Source organism: Mycobacterium sp. NGS66 (assembly GCF_059812225.1).
Genome location: NZ_JCALCG010000022.1, coordinates 37,288 through 54,326, shown reverse-complemented (window position 1 = coordinate 54,326; position 17,039 = coordinate 37,288). Strand labels below are relative to the sequence as shown.

18 protein-coding genes and 1 pseudogene are annotated in these 17,039 nt (G+C 64.3%); 13 read left to right on the top strand and 6 right to left on the bottom strand.

Annotation, left to right across the window (positions count from 1 at the left end):
• Window positions 1-48: 48 nt before the first annotated feature.
• Both AC5Y2L_RS27670 and AC5Y2L_RS27665 read left to right on the top strand, forming a co-directional pair.
• Window positions 49-345 carry a PE family protein gene (locus AC5Y2L_RS27670; RefSeq protein WP_499945560.1) on the top strand — a complete coding sequence of 99 codons (297 nt, stop codon included), beginning with the start codon at window positions 49-51 and terminating at the stop codon, window positions 343-345.
• A 2-nt stretch (window positions 346-347) separates the two neighbouring features.
• Window positions 348-1,850 carry a PPE family protein gene (locus AC5Y2L_RS27665; protein ID WP_499945558.1) on the top strand — a complete coding sequence of 501 codons (1,503 nt, stop codon included), beginning with the start codon at window positions 348-350 and terminating at the stop codon, window positions 1,848-1,850.
• Between the two features lie 395 nt (window positions 1,851-2,245).
• Here AC5Y2L_RS27665 and AC5Y2L_RS27660 read toward each other — a convergent pair whose 3' ends face one another.
• Window positions 2,246-4,216 carry a heavy metal translocating P-type ATPase gene (locus tag AC5Y2L_RS27660; RefSeq protein ID WP_499945554.1) on the bottom strand — a complete coding sequence of 657 codons (1,971 nt, stop codon included), beginning with the start codon at window positions 4,214-4,216 and terminating at the stop codon, window positions 2,246-2,248.
• Between the two features lie 95 nt (window positions 4,217-4,311).
• On the opposite strand from AC5Y2L_RS27660, the gene AC5Y2L_RS27655 reads away from it, so the two are divergent.
• From AC5Y2L_RS27655 to AC5Y2L_RS27645, 3 genes are all read left to right on the top strand, one after another.
• Window positions 4,312-4,674 (top strand): ArsR/SmtB family transcription factor, encoded by a 363-nt coding sequence (locus AC5Y2L_RS27655; RefSeq protein WP_499945551.1) that lies wholly within the window; start codon window positions 4,312-4,314, stop codon window positions 4,672-4,674.
• Window positions 4,675-4,894: 220 nt separating this feature from the next.
• Window positions 4,895-5,185: a copper-sensing transcriptional repressor RicR gene (gene ricR / locus AC5Y2L_RS27650; RefSeq protein ID WP_499945549.1), complete on the top strand. Its 291-nt coding sequence runs from the start codon at window positions 4,895-4,897 to the stop codon at window positions 5,183-5,185.
• A 146-nt stretch (window positions 5,186-5,331) separates the two neighbouring features.
• Entirely contained in the window at window positions 5,332-5,664 is a 333-nt protein-coding gene (locus AC5Y2L_RS27645) for a hypothetical protein (RefSeq protein WP_499945547.1), read from the top strand.
• A gap of 500 nt (window positions 5,665-6,164) precedes the next feature.
• Here the strand turns inward: AC5Y2L_RS27645 and AC5Y2L_RS27640 are convergent, their stop codons facing one another.
• A complete protein-coding gene (locus AC5Y2L_RS27640; RefSeq protein WP_499945545.1) occupies window positions 6,165-6,332 on the bottom strand; it encodes a hypothetical protein in 168 nt (55 codons plus the stop codon).
• A gap of 274 nt (window positions 6,333-6,606) precedes the next feature.
• Between AC5Y2L_RS27640 and AC5Y2L_RS27635 the strand changes: the two genes are divergently transcribed.
• Both AC5Y2L_RS27635 and AC5Y2L_RS27630 read left to right on the top strand, forming a co-directional pair.
• Window positions 6,607-7,659, top strand: a complete 1,053-nt coding sequence (locus AC5Y2L_RS27635; protein ID WP_499945543.1) for a site-specific integrase — start codon at window positions 6,607-6,609, stop codon at window positions 7,657-7,659.
• 199 nt (window positions 7,660-7,858) lie between these two features.
• Complete coding sequence (locus tag AC5Y2L_RS27630; RefSeq protein ID WP_499945541.1) at window positions 7,859-8,197, top strand: hypothetical protein; 339 nt, start codon at window positions 7,859-7,861, stop codon at window positions 8,195-8,197.
• A gap of 337 nt (window positions 8,198-8,534) precedes the next feature.
• Here AC5Y2L_RS27630 and AC5Y2L_RS27625 read toward each other — a convergent pair.
• A pseudogene (locus AC5Y2L_RS27625) lies at window positions 8,535-9,877 on the bottom strand (IS256 family transposase).
• A gap of 302 nt (window positions 9,878-10,179) precedes the next feature.
• Here AC5Y2L_RS27625 and AC5Y2L_RS27620 point away from each other — a divergent pair.
• The 3 genes from AC5Y2L_RS27620 to AC5Y2L_RS27610 all read left to right on the top strand — a co-directional run bounded on the left by AC5Y2L_RS27620 (window position 10,180) and on the right by AC5Y2L_RS27610 (window position 12,609).
• Window positions 10,180-10,479 (top strand): hypothetical protein, encoded by a 300-nt coding sequence (locus AC5Y2L_RS27620; protein ID WP_499945538.1) that lies wholly within the window; start codon window positions 10,180-10,182, stop codon window positions 10,477-10,479.
• A gap of 76 nt (window positions 10,480-10,555) precedes the next feature.
• Complete coding sequence (locus AC5Y2L_RS27615; protein WP_499945534.1) at window positions 10,556-11,065, top strand: hypothetical protein; 510 nt, start codon at window positions 10,556-10,558, stop codon at window positions 11,063-11,065.
• Window positions 11,066-11,070: 5 nt separating this feature from the next.
• Window positions 11,071-12,609, top strand: a complete 1,539-nt coding sequence (locus AC5Y2L_RS27610; protein WP_499945532.1) for a hypothetical protein — start codon at window positions 11,071-11,073, stop codon at window positions 12,607-12,609.
• On the opposite strand, the gene AC5Y2L_RS27605 is transcribed toward AC5Y2L_RS27610, so the two are convergent.
• Window positions 12,606-12,896: a hypothetical protein gene (locus AC5Y2L_RS27605; protein ID WP_499945529.1), complete on the bottom strand. Its 291-nt coding sequence runs from the start codon at window positions 12,894-12,896 to the stop codon at window positions 12,606-12,608. The two genes, AC5Y2L_RS27610 and AC5Y2L_RS27605, sit on opposite strands and share 4 nt — an antisense overlap.
• Window positions 12,897-12,995: 99 nt before the next feature.
• Between AC5Y2L_RS27605 and AC5Y2L_RS27600 the strand changes: the two genes are divergently transcribed.
• Window positions 12,996-13,421 (top strand): hypothetical protein, encoded by a 426-nt coding sequence (locus AC5Y2L_RS27600; RefSeq protein ID WP_499945527.1) that lies wholly within the window; start codon window positions 12,996-12,998, stop codon window positions 13,419-13,421.
• Window positions 13,422-13,439: 18 nt separating this feature from the next.
• Here the strand turns inward: AC5Y2L_RS27600 and AC5Y2L_RS27595 are convergent, their stop codons facing one another.
• Window positions 13,440-14,300, bottom strand: coding sequence for a ParB/RepB/Spo0J family partition protein (locus tag AC5Y2L_RS27595; RefSeq protein WP_499945525.1), 861 nt, complete (start codon window positions 14,298-14,300; stop codon window positions 13,440-13,442).
• A complete protein-coding gene (locus tag AC5Y2L_RS27590; protein WP_499945522.1) occupies window positions 14,300-15,013 on the bottom strand; it encodes a nucleotide-binding protein in 714 nt (237 codons plus the stop codon). Before AC5Y2L_RS27590 ends, AC5Y2L_RS27595 begins: the two co-directional genes overlap by 1 nt.
• 740 nt (window positions 15,014-15,753) lie before the next feature.
• Here AC5Y2L_RS27590 and AC5Y2L_RS27585 point away from each other — a divergent pair.
• On the top strand, window positions 15,754-16,548 hold the full coding sequence (locus tag AC5Y2L_RS27585; protein ID WP_499945519.1) for a ParA family protein: 795 nt from the start codon (window positions 15,754-15,756) through the stop codon (window positions 16,546-16,548).
• Window positions 16,541-16,933, top strand: coding sequence for a hypothetical protein (locus AC5Y2L_RS27580; protein WP_499945515.1), 393 nt, complete (start codon window positions 16,541-16,543; stop codon window positions 16,931-16,933). Before AC5Y2L_RS27585 ends, AC5Y2L_RS27580 begins: the two co-directional genes overlap by 8 nt.
• Window positions 16,934-17,039 lie beyond the last annotated feature (106 nt).

The following is a 17,039-nucleotide window of genomic DNA, read 5'->3' as shown; positions in this document are numbered from 1 at the left end:
CTATCTCCGGGCTGAGGTGTGTGAGCACCGTGATTGAAGAGGTGTGCCATGAGGTCGCACGTCGTTCCCGAGTGCCCGACCCACACCGGTGCCGCTGCCGAAGCGTTGACAGCGCAGCTGCTGGGCGCGCATGCCGGTGCTGTGCCACCGATTACGCCGGCGCTGCCGTCGGTGGCTGATCCAACCTTTTTGCCGAGCGCTGCTGAGTTGAGCATTTGCCGCAGTGAGCACGCGGCCGCAGCACAAGGCGTGAACGAACTCGGCCGTCCGGGTTCCGGGTGGCTAAGTCCGGCCAGGTACGCAACCGGCGACGCGGCGTCGTCGTGTCTGATCGTGCGTAGCTGACCATGACCGCGCCCATCTGGATGGCCTTTCCGCCGGAGGTGCATTCGGCGTTGCTGAGCAGTGGGCCAGGGCCGGGACCGCTGTTAGCGGCGGCAGTTACCTGGTCATCGCTGAGCGCCGAATACGCATCGGTGGCAGACGCACTCGGTGCGATAGTGGCGACGGTGCAAGCCGGACCATGGGAGGGCCCAAGCGCGGCGCAGTATGTGGCCGCACACGCACCGTATCTGGCGTGGCTGACGCAAGCCAGCACCAACAGCGCCGCCGCGGCCACCCGGCATGAGACCGTGGCCGCCGCCTACACCGGCGCGTTAGCGGCGATGCCGACGCTGGCCGAGCTGGCCGCCAACCACGCGACCCACGCGGTACTGGTGGCGACCAATTTCTTCGGGATCAATACCATCCCGATCGCGCTTAACGAAGCCGACTATGCGCGGATGTGGACTCAAGCGGCCACCACGATGAGCACCTATCAGGCTGTCTCCGACACGGCGGTGGCATCGACGCCGCAAACCACACCGGCGCCAACGATCATGAAATCCGACAGCAATACCGGCTCCAGCACCGGCTGCACCGGCACCGATCCGTGGACGGGCAGCACCGTGGACGTCTTTTGCCCCGACGATCCGCGGTTCTATACCGACTGGATGAATGAACTATTTGGTGAGCAAATTCCCGACCTCATCAACACCATCCTGACAAACCCTTCTCAGGTGCCCACCCTCCTCGCCTTGATGGAGGCCGATTTCATGTTCCACGTGCAGGCGATGGTCTCCTACTTCGCTCAATCACCTCAGTTGCTGACGGTCGGCCTCGGCCTGGTGATCGCCAACCTAGGCGCAATCGTCAGCCTGGGAGCGGCGGGCGGCCTGGCGGGGCTCGCTGGTCTGGCAGCGGCGCCGGCGCCATCCCCAGCTGTTGACACGGTCCCCGTCGAGCCCACATTGCCGGCCGTTGGACTCACACCGATCTCCTCGACGGTCATAAGCACAGCGACGGCCCCGACTGCCAGTTCTGCGCCCATGTCCAGCGCCGCCCCGGCGGCCAGCGCCCCCCCACCGTCGCCGCCGCCGACTGCCACCGTGGGTTTCGGCTATCCCTACCTGGTGGACCCACCCGGCGTCGGGGCCGGCACCGGGATGGGCGCCAGCAGCAGCTCCAGTGCCAAAAGGAAAGCGCCGGAGCCCGATTCCGCCGCGGCGGCGGCAGCCGCGGCCGCGCGCGAGCAGGCCCGGGCCCGACGCCGGCAGCGGGGAAAGCGGCGGGGGCATGGCGACGAGGTGATGAACATGAATGTCGAGGTTGAGGCAGACTGGGGCGCGCCGCCGGACGAGGAGCCTATCGCGTCGACGACGGCCTCAGACCAGGACGCCGGACCACTGGGATTCGCTGGAACGGTACGCAAGGAGACCACCGCGGAGGCGGCGGGGTTGACCACGCTGCCCGGCGATGAATTCGGCGGTGGCCCGCCCATGCCGATGGTGCCGAGCACCTGGAGATCATGACGAGCCCGGGGCCAGAGCAGATACCACTGACCGTCGATTTCGCCCGGGTCTGCTGGCGCAGTACAGGTATGTCGAAACCGGCGGTATTCCTGACCGAGCCAGCACAGGGGCTCTCGTTAATGAGAGTGCACTTGTGGCCGGCGGTTATCCGTGGTTGAGCGCCGTGCCGATGCAGTGAGGCGGGCGATCCTAGGTTTGGGATCGGGTGACTGTTCTTTCGCGTTCCGCCGGCCCATCGAGTTGACGATCGCGGCGTCGCGTCACGCATGTTTCCCGGTCATTTGGCCGCCTTCGCGACCTCGGTTTCAGCGGCCGCATCTTCTGGGTCGGCGCCGCGAAGGCCGAATAGCGCGCCGCCAATCAGACAAATTACTTACCTGCCCACAGGCAGCGCGTCAGCCCGTCGCTGCCCGGCGCCAGGTGCGGCCGGTGAGTAGCCGGAGACCGTTGAGGCCGACGATGACAGTGGAGCCTTCGTGGCCGGCGACACCCAGCGGCAGCGGCAAGGTGCCGACAAGGTCCCAGATGACCAACGCGGTGATGAAGGTGGCGGCGATGATCAGGTTGGCGGCCACCACCCGACGTGCTTGACGGGACAGCTTGATGACGGTGGGTATGGCGGTCAGGTCGTCGCGGACAACGACGGCGCCGGCGGTTTGCAAGGTCAGGTCGGATCCCGCACCGCCCATGGCGATTCCGGTGTGCGCTGCCGCCAGGGCAGGGGCGTCGTTTATGCCGTCTCCGACCACCGTGACCTTCTGCCCGCGAGCTTGTAGCTGGTGAACGGCGGCGACCTTGTCGTCAGGGAGCAGCCCGGCGCGCACATCTGTGATGCCGAGCTGTGCGGCAAGCCGCTCAGCGCTGGCCTGGTTGTCTCCGGTGATCAACACCGGGGGCATCGCGGTGAGCTCGCGCGCGGCTTCGACCGCAGTGCCGGCTTCGGGGCGCAGTTGGTCGCTGATGGCCAGCACACCGACCGGTTGGTGGTCACACGTCACGACGACGGCCGTATAGCCGCGGTCCTGCAGCGCGTCGACGGCGACAACCACGGCGTCGGTGTCGGCGGTGCCCACCAGCTCGGTCAGCCTGGCCGGTGAGTGCACGCCGACCAACCGTTCGCCCACCGATGCGGTAACACCGCGTCCAGGATGCGCGGTGAACTGGGCCACCTCAGTCAGTGGCAGGCCGCGTGCACGCGCGGCACGCACGATCGATGTCGCCAGGGGGTGTTCGCTAGGGTGCTCGGCGGCCGCCGCCAACGCCAGCAGCTCGTCCTCGCTGAAACGCGGATCCAAGCAATGGATCTCGGCGAGCTCGGGAATACCACGCGTCAGAGTGCCGGTCTTGTCGAACGCGATCTGTGTCGTGGCGCCGAGCTGTTCCATGACGACCGCGGATTTGGCGAGGACACCGTGGCGCCCGGCGTTGGCAATGGCGGCCAACAATGGCGGCATGGTGGCCAATACCACCGCGCAGGGGGAAGCGACGATCATGAATGTCATCGCGCGCAGCAGCGCCCGCTGCACCGGATCCCCCAGCATCAGCGGCACCACGAATACCGCGATAGTGACCGCGACCATGCCGACCGAATAACGCTGCTCGACCTTCTCGATGAACAACTGGGTGCGCGCCTTGGTCTGGCTGGCCTGCTCCACCAGGCTCGCGATACGGGCCACCACCGAATCCTCGGCGCGGCGGTCAGCCTGGATCCGCAACACTCCGGCGCCGTTGAGGGTGCCCGCGAACACCTCATCACCCACGGTCTTGTCCACGGGCAGTGGCTCCCCGGTGATGGTGGCCTGATCCACCTGGCTGCTCCCGGAAATAACGGTCGCGTCGGCGGAAACCCGTTCACCCGGCCGCACTATTACCATGTCGCCGACCTTCAAGTCGGCGACCCTCACTGTCTCCTCGCCCCCGTCGGCAAGGACTCGGGTCGCGGTGTCGGGCGCCAGATCCAGCAGCCCACGTACCGAATCCTCGGTTCGCGCCATGGCCAGCGCCTCCAGCGCCCCCGAGATGGCGAAGATGACAATCAACAGCGCGCCATCGGTGATCTGGCCGATTGCGGCCGCACCGAGTGCCGCGGCCACCATCAGTAGATCCACCTCGAGAGTCCTCGCCCGCAGCGCGCGCAACCCGGCAAGACCGGGTTCCCAACCGCCGGCGGCGTAGCAGCCCAGATACAGCGTCCACCACACCGATGGCGATCCACCGGCCAGCTGCAATGCCAGGCCAGCCAAAAACAAGCCCGACGCCAGGGCAGCCCACCGCATCTCCGGCAGCGCGAACAACTTTGTCCGGCGCACCGGCGTCACCCCGGACGCCGCAGCCGGGTAGGCCGATGTCAGGGTGGACGCGACCACAGCTAACCCTCCCGAGCAAAAGAACTGTCGCACTGACCTTACCAGAAGATATGAACACGTCTTCATACGTGGCTGGGTGCGGTAAACTGCCTGGTATGGGACACGGGGTCGAGGGCCGTCATCGACCGGCGGCCCACCTGGATGCCACCGCCGCTGCCCACGTGGCGACCACCCTGCAGGCATTGGCGACGCCCAGCCGGTTGCTGATCCTTACCGAGCTACGCCACGCACCGCTACCAGTAACCGAATTGGCCGACAAAATCGGCATGGAGCAGTCCGCGGTCTCACACCAGCTGCGCCTGCTCCGCAACCTCGGCCTAGTGGTCGGCACCAGAACCGGTCGTAGCATCGTTTACACGCTCTACGACAATCACGTCGCCCAGCTGCTCGACGAGGCCATCTACCACAGCGAACACCTACGCCTCGGCCTGGCTGATCGACCCCAGGCAGCCGGCTGAACCGCGACACTGCGCAGCGCGCGGCCGACACCGCCCGGTACCCCTTCGGGGTTTTCAACGGCGGAGGCCCCTTGTCGGTGGACAAAAGGTTGTCGAAGAGGTCGCCGGTTGCAAATAGCGGGGGTAGCGAGCGGCTACGGCGTGTGGCGCGGCGCTCGCCTAAACAGTCGTGAAAATCCATTTGCATACCCAACTGGGGTATTGGCGCTAAGCTGGCTGCATGGCAACCGTACAGGGTTATTCGGCGCAGAAGGACAACTACGCCAAGCGGCTGCGCCGCATCGAGGGCCAGGTGCGCGGGATCGCGAAGATGATCGACGAAGACAAATACTGCATCGACATCCTCACACAAATCAGCGCCGCCAACAGCGCCCTGCGGTCGGTGGCGCTGAACCTGCTCGACGAACATCTCGGTCACTGCGTGAGCCACGCGATCGCCGGCGGAGGCGAGGAAGCCGATGCGAAAATCGCTGAAGCCTCGGCCGCGATCGCGCGGCTCGTTCGCTCTTGATCACCACAGGCCGTTTGAGCGAATACCGCATGGGCCAGGCAGCGAGATCCTCGACCGAAGCGAGATCACACAAGGCGCTCACCTACGCCGGCCGCCCATTGGAGCAAAGGACAACTCGCTGCGGCGGTAAGCACAGGGGGTGGAGGGTGGCCCGGCGCAAAGGAAAGCGAGCGAAGTGGGATCCATCCAGTGAATACCGGGCGGTGGCTGCCAGGTTGTTCGGTATTGCCGACACACTTGAAGCGGATGTCACCGAAGGAACGGTTGCGCGCGAGGCCACGATTCAGGCCTTGGACGACATCGCGGGGCATGAGTCCCGGCATAACACCCGAGCGGCGATGGTCTATGTGACGTCCCGCTTGCGTCGGGCCGATTCGGTGAGCGCGGAGACGCTTCGTGAGATAGCTTCCGCATTGGAAACCCTTGCGGCTAACCGCGACGACGCGCGGGTCCGGTTCCGTGAGATCTGGAGCGACTAAGTCGGGCTCCTCCCCTGGCGAACGGGCCAGCGCATACCGATTCGCACGCGCACGGAGCCCGATCCCGCCGCGGTAGATGTAGAACCTCCCATATCCATCGGCGCCGATTCCACCGATGAACAAACTGAAGTCCTGCGCGCGCGGACTTTCGACGACATGGGCGTCGAACCGCCGACACTCCTCGGCACGCACACGCGATCCACCCACAGCGCCGCGGCCGTCCTGTTCGCCATTGCCGCACGCTCAGCGAACCCACCGACACCGCGGTTCACCCCGCGCAAAGTGCTCGCGCATCCGAGTCCGCAGATGCGCGCGCGTCCACAACGCGGTCCGGCACCTGCTTGACTAGCGCGCGCAGCTCAGCCACGCTTATCTCCGCCAAAGCGGCGATAGTTTGCAGCGATTCACCACGCTGCCGCAGCCGAGCGACCGCCGCGGCCGCCTCGCCACGGCGCTCTTCGCGCCGCCGCTGCCCCTCGGCGCGAATCTGGTTGACGCGATCAGCCTCCCACCGATTCGATGCCGGCAAGCCGGCTCTGGGCCACCACCAATGACGCGATGTCCTCAACATTGGCACGCTCACGCAGCATCCGCTTCTCACTCGCCCGTGCCTGGGCCTCTCGCGCCCGTCGGCGGGCCTGACTTTTAGAACTGGTGGTGTTGCCCATGCCCCGCACCATAGAAGCCACTGCATCCACGTGACTACCGCCAACACCAACTTTGCCCCCGAATTCGTTCTCCGCCGCCAACTGCCCCACACCCCCACCCCACACAACACGCCGTCACTCCAAGGCCTAAATTTCCCCTCCCCAAGCCCGACACACCTCTTGCATCCCGGCGAAGCCGAAACACTAGCCGATCGAGATTCTGGCGCGCTGCGACACGACCACATCAATCATGGATAACTGCGGTTAAACACGAAAGAGTGCGAATATTGGGTCCATGGCGAAGACCTCTCAGAGATCGCGTGACACTCCGACCTCAGAATCGGCTTGCCCGCGGTGGTTCTCGGCGTTTCTGGCCGATCGCGCTGTACGCAAGCCATCGCCCCACACGACCACAGCCTACCGGCAGGACTTTTCCGCGATCGCCGAGCTGTTAGCCGGCGATCGCGCCCAGGTTGCTGAGCTGGAACCGAGCGTCATCACAAAGGAGGCGATGCGGGCGGCGTTCGCCGCATACGCCGACACCCACGAACCGGCCTCCATCCGGCGGTGCTGGTCGACCTGGAATACCTTGTGCGCCTTCCTTTATAACAGCGAATACATCCAGTCCAACCCGATGTCAGTGATCGGCCGCCCCAAAGTCCCGAAATCAATTCCCAAGGGACTCGGCGCCGAGACGGTCTCGGGGCTTCTGGCGGCGATTGAGGCCGACAGCGGTTCGCAGCGCCGCAGTGAATGGCCTGAACGCGACGCGGCGCTGGTGCTGACTGCGGTGCTGGCGGGATTGCGGGCCGATGAGCTCATTCGCGCCAACGTGGGTGACATCCGCACCACCACCGAGGGTGGCGGTGTCATCCACGTGCGCGGCAAGGGCAATAAGGACCGCCGAATCCCGGTGGAAGAGGGGTTAATTAAGGTTCTCGAACGCTACTTGGATTCGCGGGCGGCACGGTTCCCTGGCGATACGAAGCGTCGCGGCCAGAGCATAGGGCTAGCGGCCTGGCCGACAACCGTGGCCCTGTTCGTCGGCAGTGATGGTCACAGAATCACCCGGGGCGTGCTCCAATACCGCATACTGCGGGCCTTCAAGAAGGCCGGCTTAGATAGTCAACGCGCGCGTGGCGCCCTTGTGCACGCACTGCGCCACACCTACGCCACAGAACTCGCCAACTCCGATATCAGCGTCTACGCGCTGATGAAGCTGCTGGGACACGAGTCGATGGTGACATCGCAGCGCTACGTCGACGGTGCCGGCGCCGAGAACCGTGCCGCCGCTGCCCGCAATCCCCTGTACGGGCTCATCGAAGCCGATTCACCCCCTGTGGAGTGACTGATAGTGCACAGGCAGACAGAAGACGGCGGCACCGTGGACTACAGTCCAACCGGACGGTTCTTGGTTGACCATAATCGCTACTATAGGTGGAAGATGTTGTGGTGCAACGTGTTTACCTGCGGCATCTTATTAAATCGCCAGACTAGGCCGTCATCGACATCAGGGACCGAATCAGTATCGCTTTACGGTGTCTAGCATGTCGGGCATCATCGCCGCCATGAACATGAATTTGTGGACGAGCCATGACTGGACGATCGCCGCGATCGGCATGGCCGCAATGCTTGTGCAAGTTGCCCACGGCCTGCGGCTGTGGGCTGCGAGCTCCGCCTTTGCCGCCGTCACCGGCGTTGTCTTCGGGGTGTTTGGATTGACGTGCATCGAGGTCGGTTCAGATTACGAAACCCGCTGGGGTCAACCGCTGTGGGCAACAGTTGCGATTGCGACGATGGTTTTCATACTGGGAGCGCGCCACGCTGTGGGTGACACATGCCACTTCCTGGCTGGACACCATGCTCCGCGCGCCGACCAAAAGTAGAGAGAGAGCTGACGACGTCCCCGCTCCCCTGGTTCCGCCCGTGAAAAGCGGAATCTCCGGGAAAACGTCACCCGTGACGGAATACTTGAGGTAGCCGGCACGCACGCGTGCACCGCCGCCAATGGCCACCAACGCGTGCGTGAGGAGTTGTCCGTTCTCATTGACCTTGGGGCAGTCTCGTCGAATCCGGGGTAAGCACGTGTCTTTCTCATGGAATCTGGGGCAACGGGCTTAGCGTTTTATGTGTGCTGACGTCGGCAGTGTCGGCTCGGCAGGGGTGGCGTCCGGAACCCGGTGTAAATCAGGCCTGCGGAGGTTCTGACTTCGGTGGGTGATGTTACGCGGTGGCGCTGATGGCTTCGGTGGTGCTGCCAGCGGAGTTCGGGGTGTCCGATGGCCGCAGTTGCTGGGGAGGTTGCAACAGGCTGCGGCGCAGGTCTTGGAGCTGGCGCAGGCCAGCGGGGGTCATGGCAAGTCCGCGCCAGCCGCGGGATGCGCGGTCGAGTACGGCCCAGGCAATGCTGACACAGCTGGTCTCGCCTGGAAAGCGGCCGATAACCTTTGTGCGACGGCGGGTTTCGCCGAAGGTGCGTTCAATGAAGTTCGAGTGGCGGATACGGTGATGACGTTCGGGCGGGAACCGCAGATAGGCGGTCAGGCCCTCGCGATCGGTGAGCAGGATCTTCATCGCTGCCGGGTAGATGGTCATGTAGCGGGTAGCGAACGCGCCCAGCCGGGCGTCGATGAGTTCGACTAACCGCGGGCCGGGCTCGGTGTTGAGGTCGGCGGTGTCGAAGCAGGCCCAGTAGCCGTCGCGGATCTCGGCCTGCACCCCGGCGGGGATCTTGGCCAGCACATTGCGCAGCCGGTGAATCAGGCAGCGTTGCCGCAACGCGGTCGGGAAGACCTGCTCGATCGCGGCGATCAGGCCGCGGGCGCCGTCGGAGACGACCAGCAGCGGACACCCCAGCCCCCGGTCGGTGAGGTCGGTCAGGAAACCGGTCCAGGCGTCGGTGGACTCGACCACGCCGGGGGCCAGGCCCACAAAGACGGGCTTGCCCGCGGTGGTGACGCCCCACGCGGCCAGGATCGGCTCGGCCGGCGAGCCGGGATGCATCCGGAAGAAGGAGGCATCCAGGAACAGATAATCGAGCACGACATCGCCCAGTGGGCGCCGCGCCCAGGTGTTGTACTCGGTTTTTATCGCTTGGCATACTTGCGCGACAGTCGATTTCGAGATCGCGGCCTGATCCCCCAGCGCATCGGCGAGGGTGGCCTTGACATCACGCACCGACAGTCCGCGCACGAACGAGGCGATCACCAGCGATTCCAGCGCGTTGGTCTTGGTGACGTGCTTGCCGAACAACCGTGAAGCGAACGCGGCGGTCGTACCGCGCAGCTTAGGCCGCTCCAGGGTGACGGGGCCGGCGGTGGTCTTTGACTGTTGCTGGCCGAAAGCCATTGCGCGCCCCGGACCGGGCATCCGGCGCGCTCGCGGCGCGTTGGTAGCGCTCACGGCCGAGGAACTCGGTCATCTCGGCCCTCCAGCGCGGCCTGCATCAGCAACTGTGCGCCGAGCCGGGCCACCTCCTCCAGAATTTCGGGCAGCTCACGATCGGATGCGAACAGATCGTCGATCTTGGCGCGAACACGATCAGTCGGCGATACTCGTGCAGGCACGGGCATAGGTCCTTTCCTCGATGACTTGGTAGGTCTCGAAGCAGAACCTATGCCCGGCCCCATTTACACCGGCTTTAGGACGCGACCCCGGCAGGTCGTGGCGAGTGTTGTGGACTTGGAGTTCAACACTCGCGAGGGTTGCGTGCGCCAAGGACTGGATCGGTGCACCCCCTCGCAGTTCGAGTTAGATTGTTCGCCGGTGCGGAAGTTCTCGTCATTTCAGGGTCAACGCAACTTTCCCGGTCTGTATAGCAGGACGCCTCAGCGCGTGGACCGCTCGTCGAATCGTAGAGAGCTGACTAGTGACAGATCGATGGCCGCTGCTCGTCGCCGAACCCCTTGAGGGCGAACAACTGGTCAGCAGTCAACTGCGACCGCGAACCGGGGCCGTGGCTATCGACCGGTCCGACTACATGTCGGCGTGCGATAGTGTGCGTGACCTCTGCGGAACCTGGGGCGGCGCCAGCACTCCACTCATCCCGGTCAGTTCGTCGGAGAACATCGATCCGCGCTGGTCAAGAATTCTCAATGAGAGCAATATCGACGGAGTCGAACGCTCCAATCTTCTGGGGGATGACGCGGTGCGCTTACACCGATGCTGAGGGACCGGCCGCGGCGCAACTCATCCGCATCGTGGTAGACCTCGAACGGAAGCCTACCGTCCAGACCATTCGAGGTATGGCACCCGACGATCCTTGGCATCTCGCGTATCTCACTGTCGCAGGCGATCTCTCACCCTATCCGCATCCACAAAACACATGGAATGATCTCCGCCGCGACCTCAGCTTCGACGATGTCTTGACGATCCGCGGTGTTACCGAAAACGGTTCGGCAGCAGGTCTTCTCGCGTTGATGCGCGATTTTACGGCGGTGTCGGCAGTCGAGTTAAGCCGATCGAAGCTGCCGAGTGGGCTCCAGGGCGGCTACAACAAAGGCTTTCCGTCGTCATCGCGCTTCGAGTGGAGCGACGATGTCATCTCGCAACAGTTCGGCCCTAATATCGTCACGGTCTACGAACCCAGTAACCCCGAGGACCTCGCGCTCATATGGAATCTTCGCGCGAGATTCCTTCACCCGCCGCGATTTCCACTCGCCGTGCCGGTGACACCGACAGTTGAAGATGACATCCGACATCTGAACGACGCAGGCGCTGCCCACCACTTCGGATTCGCCACAACCTCGCACTGACGTCTATGTCCATCGCACCCGATCGCATCGCGACACTAGCCGCACGTGTCGGATTTGACGCCGTCGACCCGTGGGAACTCCTGCGGCCCATCGGCGGCTATTGCTCTATGTCCACCGACGTCGTGCGATTTAGCGGTGGCAAGGCCCGGATCGCCTCTTTCTCACCGAGCGACTTCCAGGCGATCGGAGGTGGATATCTCGGCGGCCATCAACGCACCTGGATGAAGCGCAAAACGGTGGTAGTCGACGCACCTCTCCCGCCGTCTCGGACAATGAGACGCCAGATCTATCACGCCGACTCGCACTATCTCGAAGGACCGATCACCAGCGGCGGCCAATCCGATGGATTCACGACAATACGCATGCCATCAGGATTGGAGGTTCTTTCAGCCCGAGCAGTCGACCACGGGCTGCGATTGACCGAGAGTGCTCCGGGTAAGGCGGCAGAGCACCTGGTCCGCGCGGCGGGCAGGCACCTCTCGATGTTCGCATCGCCGGGTGTCGTTGAAACGTTGAACGAGCTGACGCGCGGCCGCAACGTCAGCATCGTGAAGCGGCGGGTGAACCAGTTCCTCGCTGGTCCACAACCCGACGAGTCGTCCGACCGTTATCAGGCGCTCCTCGAGCGCCCGGACCGAGGCCTCGGGTATCCCGATTCCGAAGAACTCGGTTATCCGACGTTCGATCGGATAAAGCAGTTGCTGCGCATGCGTCGCGACGCAGCCCAACAGTGGCTCAGCTGGGCGATGACCGGTGGCCTGGTCCTCCGCGGCGTGGAAGCCAACTGCACCCGGTGCGGTCACAACCAATGGCGGCCGCTGAGCGAGGCCATTCCGTCGCTCGTCTGCCATGCCTGCGGCTGCACGATAGACAGTCCCCACGGCTACAACCAGATCAACTACCGCTACCGGGCCAGTGAACTCCTGTTGCGAGCAATGAGCCACGACGTGCTTTCGCACGTCCTCGCCATGCGCTACGTGTGCAACGAGTTGGGTGGCCGATCATTTGTGTTCGGCAGCTATCCGGGTGTGGAGTTCCGGAAGCCCGACAACGATCGCGTCGAGGCGGAAGCCGATGTGCTCGTTGTTCTTCGCAACGGGGAAATCGTTTTGGGAGAGTGCAAGGCGAACGCGCGTGGCCTTTCTCCGGATGAGTTGGACAAATTGTGGCGCTCAGCCGACCAGCTCGGCGCCCGAGCTACCTTCGCCGCAACACTGGATCGCGCCGCCAACTGCGGCCAAGAATGGCGAGTGACCGAGGGACCCACAGGACGGCCGCACTTCGCCCTCACCGCCGAGCACCTGTTCGACCTCCACGGCAGGATGGGGTCACACGAGGATCTCTTCGCTTGGCGGGCCGACTACTCCCCGAGATTCAACACCAACCGCGAGGAAATCACCGGGGTTGAGCTCGAGCGTCGGATCGACGATGAGTTCGGTGAGTATGTCGAGCGGACCCCCGCAGACAGCTGCCGCCATGCGAACACCTCGAACCGGTTGTCGCGGAAATTAATTCGCTGTTGTATGCCTACGGGCAATGGCTAGGCGCTCAGCGTTTCCTCTAGCAGTGGTGTCGCCAACAGGTCGGCGACGGTGGACTCGAACAGGGTGGCCACGTTGACGCCGCGCTGTTGGGCTAGCAGGGTGAGGCGCTGGTGATCTTCGGGACGAAGTCGTAAGCCGACCATTTTTGTGCGTTGCCGAGTCTCGGTGCCGGTTCTGGCTCGCGGTCGGTGTTCGGTGTGTGCGGTCACGCTGGTCCCCTCGAACGTCTTGTCTCGCAGTGGTCGTTGCGGCCAGTTTAGGGCATGAATGTCGTTAATTAGCGACATTGCGCCTAGTTTGTCCCTCTGATGTGGCTACAATGCTGTTAATTAGCGGCATCGTGTCGTTATGGGAGGAGCACTCGCCTCTGCGCGTGGGTCGAGACGATGAAACAGCCTAAACAGGTTCCGCCGGGCGTAGAGACGACGCCGACGGGGCCGTATGTGTCGTTGCGCGAGGCCGCCGCACGGCTGGGTAAAGATCCGCGCACGCTGATCCGGGCGATTAGCGTCGGCGAGTTGCATGGGGGTGCGATACCGCGCCCGGAGCGGCTGCGTTGGTATGTCTATGAAGATGCCCTGCCGGCGCGGAGCCCCTCCCCCACCCCGTCCACTAGCGCCGAGATCGACGATCTGCGTGCGCAGCTGGTCACCCAGACAGAGGTCAACCGCCTGCTGATCGCCGCGCAGCAGAACATGCTGGCCGGTGAGAGTGTGGCGGAGCGCTATCGCGCGGTGGCGCAGAACTACCTGGATGCGCTGGCACAATTTGTCACGCCAGGCCATTTGGGCGAATTGGCCCGCGGCCTGTAGGGCGGCGCTGTGCTGCGGTTAGGTGGCCGCCGCGACGTCGGAGCTGGTGACCTGCGTTTGCAGGGCGGTCAGCAGTCGAAGCACTCCATCGGCGCCCAGGCAGTGACGTAGCGCATCGGCGAGCAGCTCGGGTTGGGTGTCGAATTTGGTCAGGGCGGTGGCGATGATTCCTGATCGCGAGGGTGCAGGCTTGGGTTTGTCGGTGGGAGTCCTGTCGTTCGAGTCCTGTTTGTCCAGGCTCGCGCGCCAGCGAGCGACTTGCTGTTCGAGCGGGACCCGCGCCAGTGATCGGGCTTCGCGGATCGCCAGTTCGCCGCGCCGCAGGGCGGTTTGCAGTTCAGGGGCGAGTTTGAGCAGGGCGCGCCGCTGGGACACCCAGCCTTCTGTGCGGTGCAGTCTTTGGCCGGCCAGGTCGGCGCGCCCGCATTCGGCCACCAGGGCCTCCACGGCGCGGGCTTCCTCGATGACGTCGAAGTCTTCGCGGTCGACGTTTTCGGTGATGGCGGCCGAGATGAGCGTGATGCGGTCACGCGCGATGGCGTCGTTGACGACGATGTCGAGATGTTGGCGGCCGTATTTGCGGGCGGCGGCCAGGCGCCGGCAGCCGTTGATGACGACGTAGCGGGTGGTGATGCGGTCCTCGGGATACAGCGCGCGGTAGGCGGCGGCGGTGACCGCGACGGCGGGCTGCAGCTGCATGTCGGCAATCGATGCCAGGCCGGAGAGGTCGCCCAGATCCTCGCGGGGGTTGCGCGGGTTGGCGGTTAACTGCGACAGCGGCGCACTGCGCGGCGGCCCGGCGGCGGTTTCCTCGACTGGCGAGTTGTCGCCGACGTCGCCGGCGAGCGCGGCCAGGCTGGTGCGTTTTCCGCGCGCCATCACCGTCCTCCCCCGATGTTGAGTTCAAGTGCGAAGCGGTAGAAGTCTTCGCGGGCTTGCAGCGCGACCCGGTTCAGGGGGTATTCGGTGACGACTTGCCCGTCGGCGCTGGCGCGGGCATGCAGTTTGTAGTGGCGGATGACGGTGTGCGCCAAGGACCAATGGTTAAGTTTGACGAACTCTTTCGTCTCGTTGAGGTCGTGGGTTCCGTCTCGGGGGTCCCAGTTGTTGATGACAACGATGTAGGGCACGCCGCGGGGTTTGACGACCTTATTGATGGTGCGCGCGGTCGGGTCGAAGGACAGCGGCTCGGTTTCGATGGGGATGATGACTTTGTCGGCGACATCGAGCACGGCGCGCAGCGCATCGGCGGCGGGGCCGCGACCCAGCGGGTCGGTGGAGTTACTCCCACCGTCCAGGTCGATCCAGCCGGGGGTGTCGACGTAGACATGCGCGATGTTCGGCAGGTCCTTCAGCCGCGCCAGGCCGGCCAGGTCATCGTGGGCCTGCACGATGTGAAACGGCAGATCGTTGATCCGGGCGGCCCACCACACCGCCGACCCCTGCGGGTCCACGGAGATGGCGGCGACCGGTGAACTCGCACCCGGATCGTCTTGGTGGTTGCAGACGTCGGCGGTCACTGCGGCCAAGTTGACCGCGATGGTACTTTTGCCGACGCCGCCCTTCTGGTTGAGAACGACGTGCACAGCCATGGAAGGCCTTCCGTATGCTTCCCCCGCGCAGCGGAGTACTTCGGATGGGTCGCCCTTACCCTACCGGCAGGTTCCGGGCGCGCGCCGCAACGAAACGCAGGCTTGATTCCCTGGTTCTGCGCGAGATGGTCCCGGCGTGCTGCTTTACCGCGGTAAAGCAGCACGCCGGCCCGGACGTCGTCGTTCCTGGGGTTTTGCCTGGTCATGGACCTCCACACACTCCTCGCATTTGCTGACTGCCGTTCCGTGGCCGGTCGTCGGTGCGGATCGTGCGATTGGGTCACCTCGTCGCAGCGTCGCCGCGTTACGTGATCACGCAGCGTCGGCATCATCGGGTGACGGCATCGCTGCATGACGTGATCGCCTACCGACTTCATCACCAGGTGGCGGCATCACCGCATCGCCGGATCACGGGCGCACCTGGTGAGCGGGTGATCGCGTGTTGGCATCGCTTCGTCGTCCGATCACTTAATTACCGAGCAATCCTGTGATGGGGCGATCCGATCGCCGCGTTGCCTGGTGATGACGCGATCGTGTCCTCTGATCACCACGCCACCAGGTGATGTCGTTCCGCTGTCGCGCTGCGATTCGGTGATCCGATCACGGCGTCGCCGCGTTACCGGGTGAGCCGATCGCCGGGTGACCCGGTGCTCGCAACACGCCGTCACTGGATCGCACCGGGATCCGGTCACACCGTGCTCTAATCACCATGTGTGGCCAGTGTGACTTGAGAGGCAAATGTGAGAGCAGAAGTGATCGCGATCGCCAACCATAAGGGCGGTGTCGGAAAATCGTTCACCGCCGTGAGCCTGGCTGCCGGGCTGGCCCATGGCGGCTGGCGCACGCTGCTGGTGGACTGCGACGCCCAGGCCAATTCCACCTCGATGTTTGATCCCGATGAGGACGTGGAGCTGGACCTTTACGACCTGATCGGCGAGTCGACTCCTATCGACCAGGTGATACGCAAGACGCGGATCCCGAATCTGGCGTTGGTGCCCTCAACGTTGGCGGTTGCCAAGCTCGACCAGCAGCTGGTGATGATGCATCGCCGTGAGTATCAGATGGCGATGCAGTTGCAGCCGGTCTTTCACGACTACGACGCGATCGTGCTGGATTTGTCGCCCAATCTTGGGCAGCTGGTCATTACTGCGCTAAATGCGGCTGACTGGCTGATCATTCCCACCGATGCCAGCAAGTGGGGGAGGCGTGGGGTGCTGATGTTCGTCGAGTGGACGGACTCGCTGCGCAAACACCAGGTTCTTTCCGCTGAGCTGCTCGGGGTGCTGTTGACCAAGTACGAGCCCAACACGATCGTGAGCCGCGAAACCCTGGCCGGTTTGCAATCGGACGGCCTGCCGCTGTTTGACACGCTGATCCCGAAACGCACGGCCGCCGAACGAATGGTGAGCGGCGGGTTCGTGCTCGGGGATCCCGAGGCCGACCCGGATCTTGCGCAGGCCTACGCCAGCTTCACTGTCGACGTGATGAAGCGCGTCGATGAGGGTCGCAGCAACCGAGGGAGACATCGTGGCTAAAAAAGTGCAGGACGTGGTGATGGACATGTTGTCTACTACCGGGTCGGCCACCCGCGCAGCACAAGTCAGCACCCCTGAGCCGGCGCCCGCCCGGGTCGCGCCACCCCGCAGCCCCGGTCCGCAACCGCAGGTCGCGCAGGACCAGGTCGATCCCCAACCAATATCCAGCACCACGGCTTCCCCCCAGCCACCGGTCAAGGCTGCGAAGGAACCCGAGGCACCCCGCACTCTGCGATTACGGCCGAAGACCGCGAGTTTGTTGCGTGAGGCGTGGGTGGAGGCCAAGCATCAGGACGTCTTCTTGACCGCGCAAGATTTCGCGTCCAATCTGCTCGAGGAAGCTTTGGTACGTCGTCGACGTCGCAGCACTAGCGCCACGGCGTAATTTGGCCAGCTGGCAACGCCGTCTTGCCAGCCCAACCCAACAGGTCGGCGAGCGTGACCTGGTGCTATGGCGTCGGTAACGGATCCGGGCCGATTTACCGCGGTAA

Excerpts from the sequence above, each read along its gene's own strand:
- AC5Y2L_RS27670 (WP_499945560.1), top strand. The coding sequence starts at position 49 with ATGAGGTCGCACGTCGTTCCCGAGTGCCCGACCCACACCGGTGCCGCT.
- AC5Y2L_RS27665 (WP_499945558.1), top strand. The coding sequence starts at position 348 with ATGACCGCGCCCATCTGGATGGCCTTTCCGCCGGAGGTGCATTCGGCG.
- AC5Y2L_RS27655 (WP_499945551.1), top strand. The coding sequence starts at position 4,312 with ATGGGACACGGGGTCGAGGGCCGTCATCGACCGGCGGCCCACCTGGAT.
- ricR (WP_499945549.1), top strand. The coding sequence starts at position 4,895 with ATGGCAACCGTACAGGGTTATTCGGCGCAGAAGGACAACTACGCCAAG.
- AC5Y2L_RS27640 (WP_499945545.1), bottom strand. The coding sequence starts at position 6,332 with ATGGGCAACACCACCAGTTCTAAAAGTCAGGCCCGCCGACGGGCGCGA.
- AC5Y2L_RS27635 (WP_499945543.1), top strand. The coding sequence starts at position 6,607 with ATGGCGAAGACCTCTCAGAGATCGCGTGACACTCCGACCTCAGAATCG.
- AC5Y2L_RS27630 (WP_499945541.1), top strand. The coding sequence starts at position 7,859 with ATGTCGGGCATCATCGCCGCCATGAACATGAATTTGTGGACGAGCCAT.
- AC5Y2L_RS27615 (WP_499945534.1), top strand. The coding sequence starts at position 10,556 with ATGGCACCCGACGATCCTTGGCATCTCGCGTATCTCACTGTCGCAGGC.
- AC5Y2L_RS27610 (WP_499945532.1), top strand. The coding sequence starts at position 11,071 with ATGTCCATCGCACCCGATCGCATCGCGACACTAGCCGCACGTGTCGGA.
- AC5Y2L_RS27605 (WP_499945529.1), bottom strand. The coding sequence starts at position 12,896 with ATGTCGCTAATTAACGACATTCATGCCCTAAACTGGCCGCAACGACCA.
- AC5Y2L_RS27600 (WP_499945527.1), top strand. The coding sequence starts at position 12,996 with ATGAAACAGCCTAAACAGGTTCCGCCGGGCGTAGAGACGACGCCGACG.
- AC5Y2L_RS27595 (WP_499945525.1), bottom strand. The coding sequence starts at position 14,300 with ATGGCGCGCGGAAAACGCACCAGCCTGGCCGCGCTCGCCGGCGACGTC.
- AC5Y2L_RS27590 (WP_499945522.1), bottom strand. The coding sequence starts at position 15,013 with ATGGCTGTGCACGTCGTTCTCAACCAGAAGGGCGGCGTCGGCAAAAGT.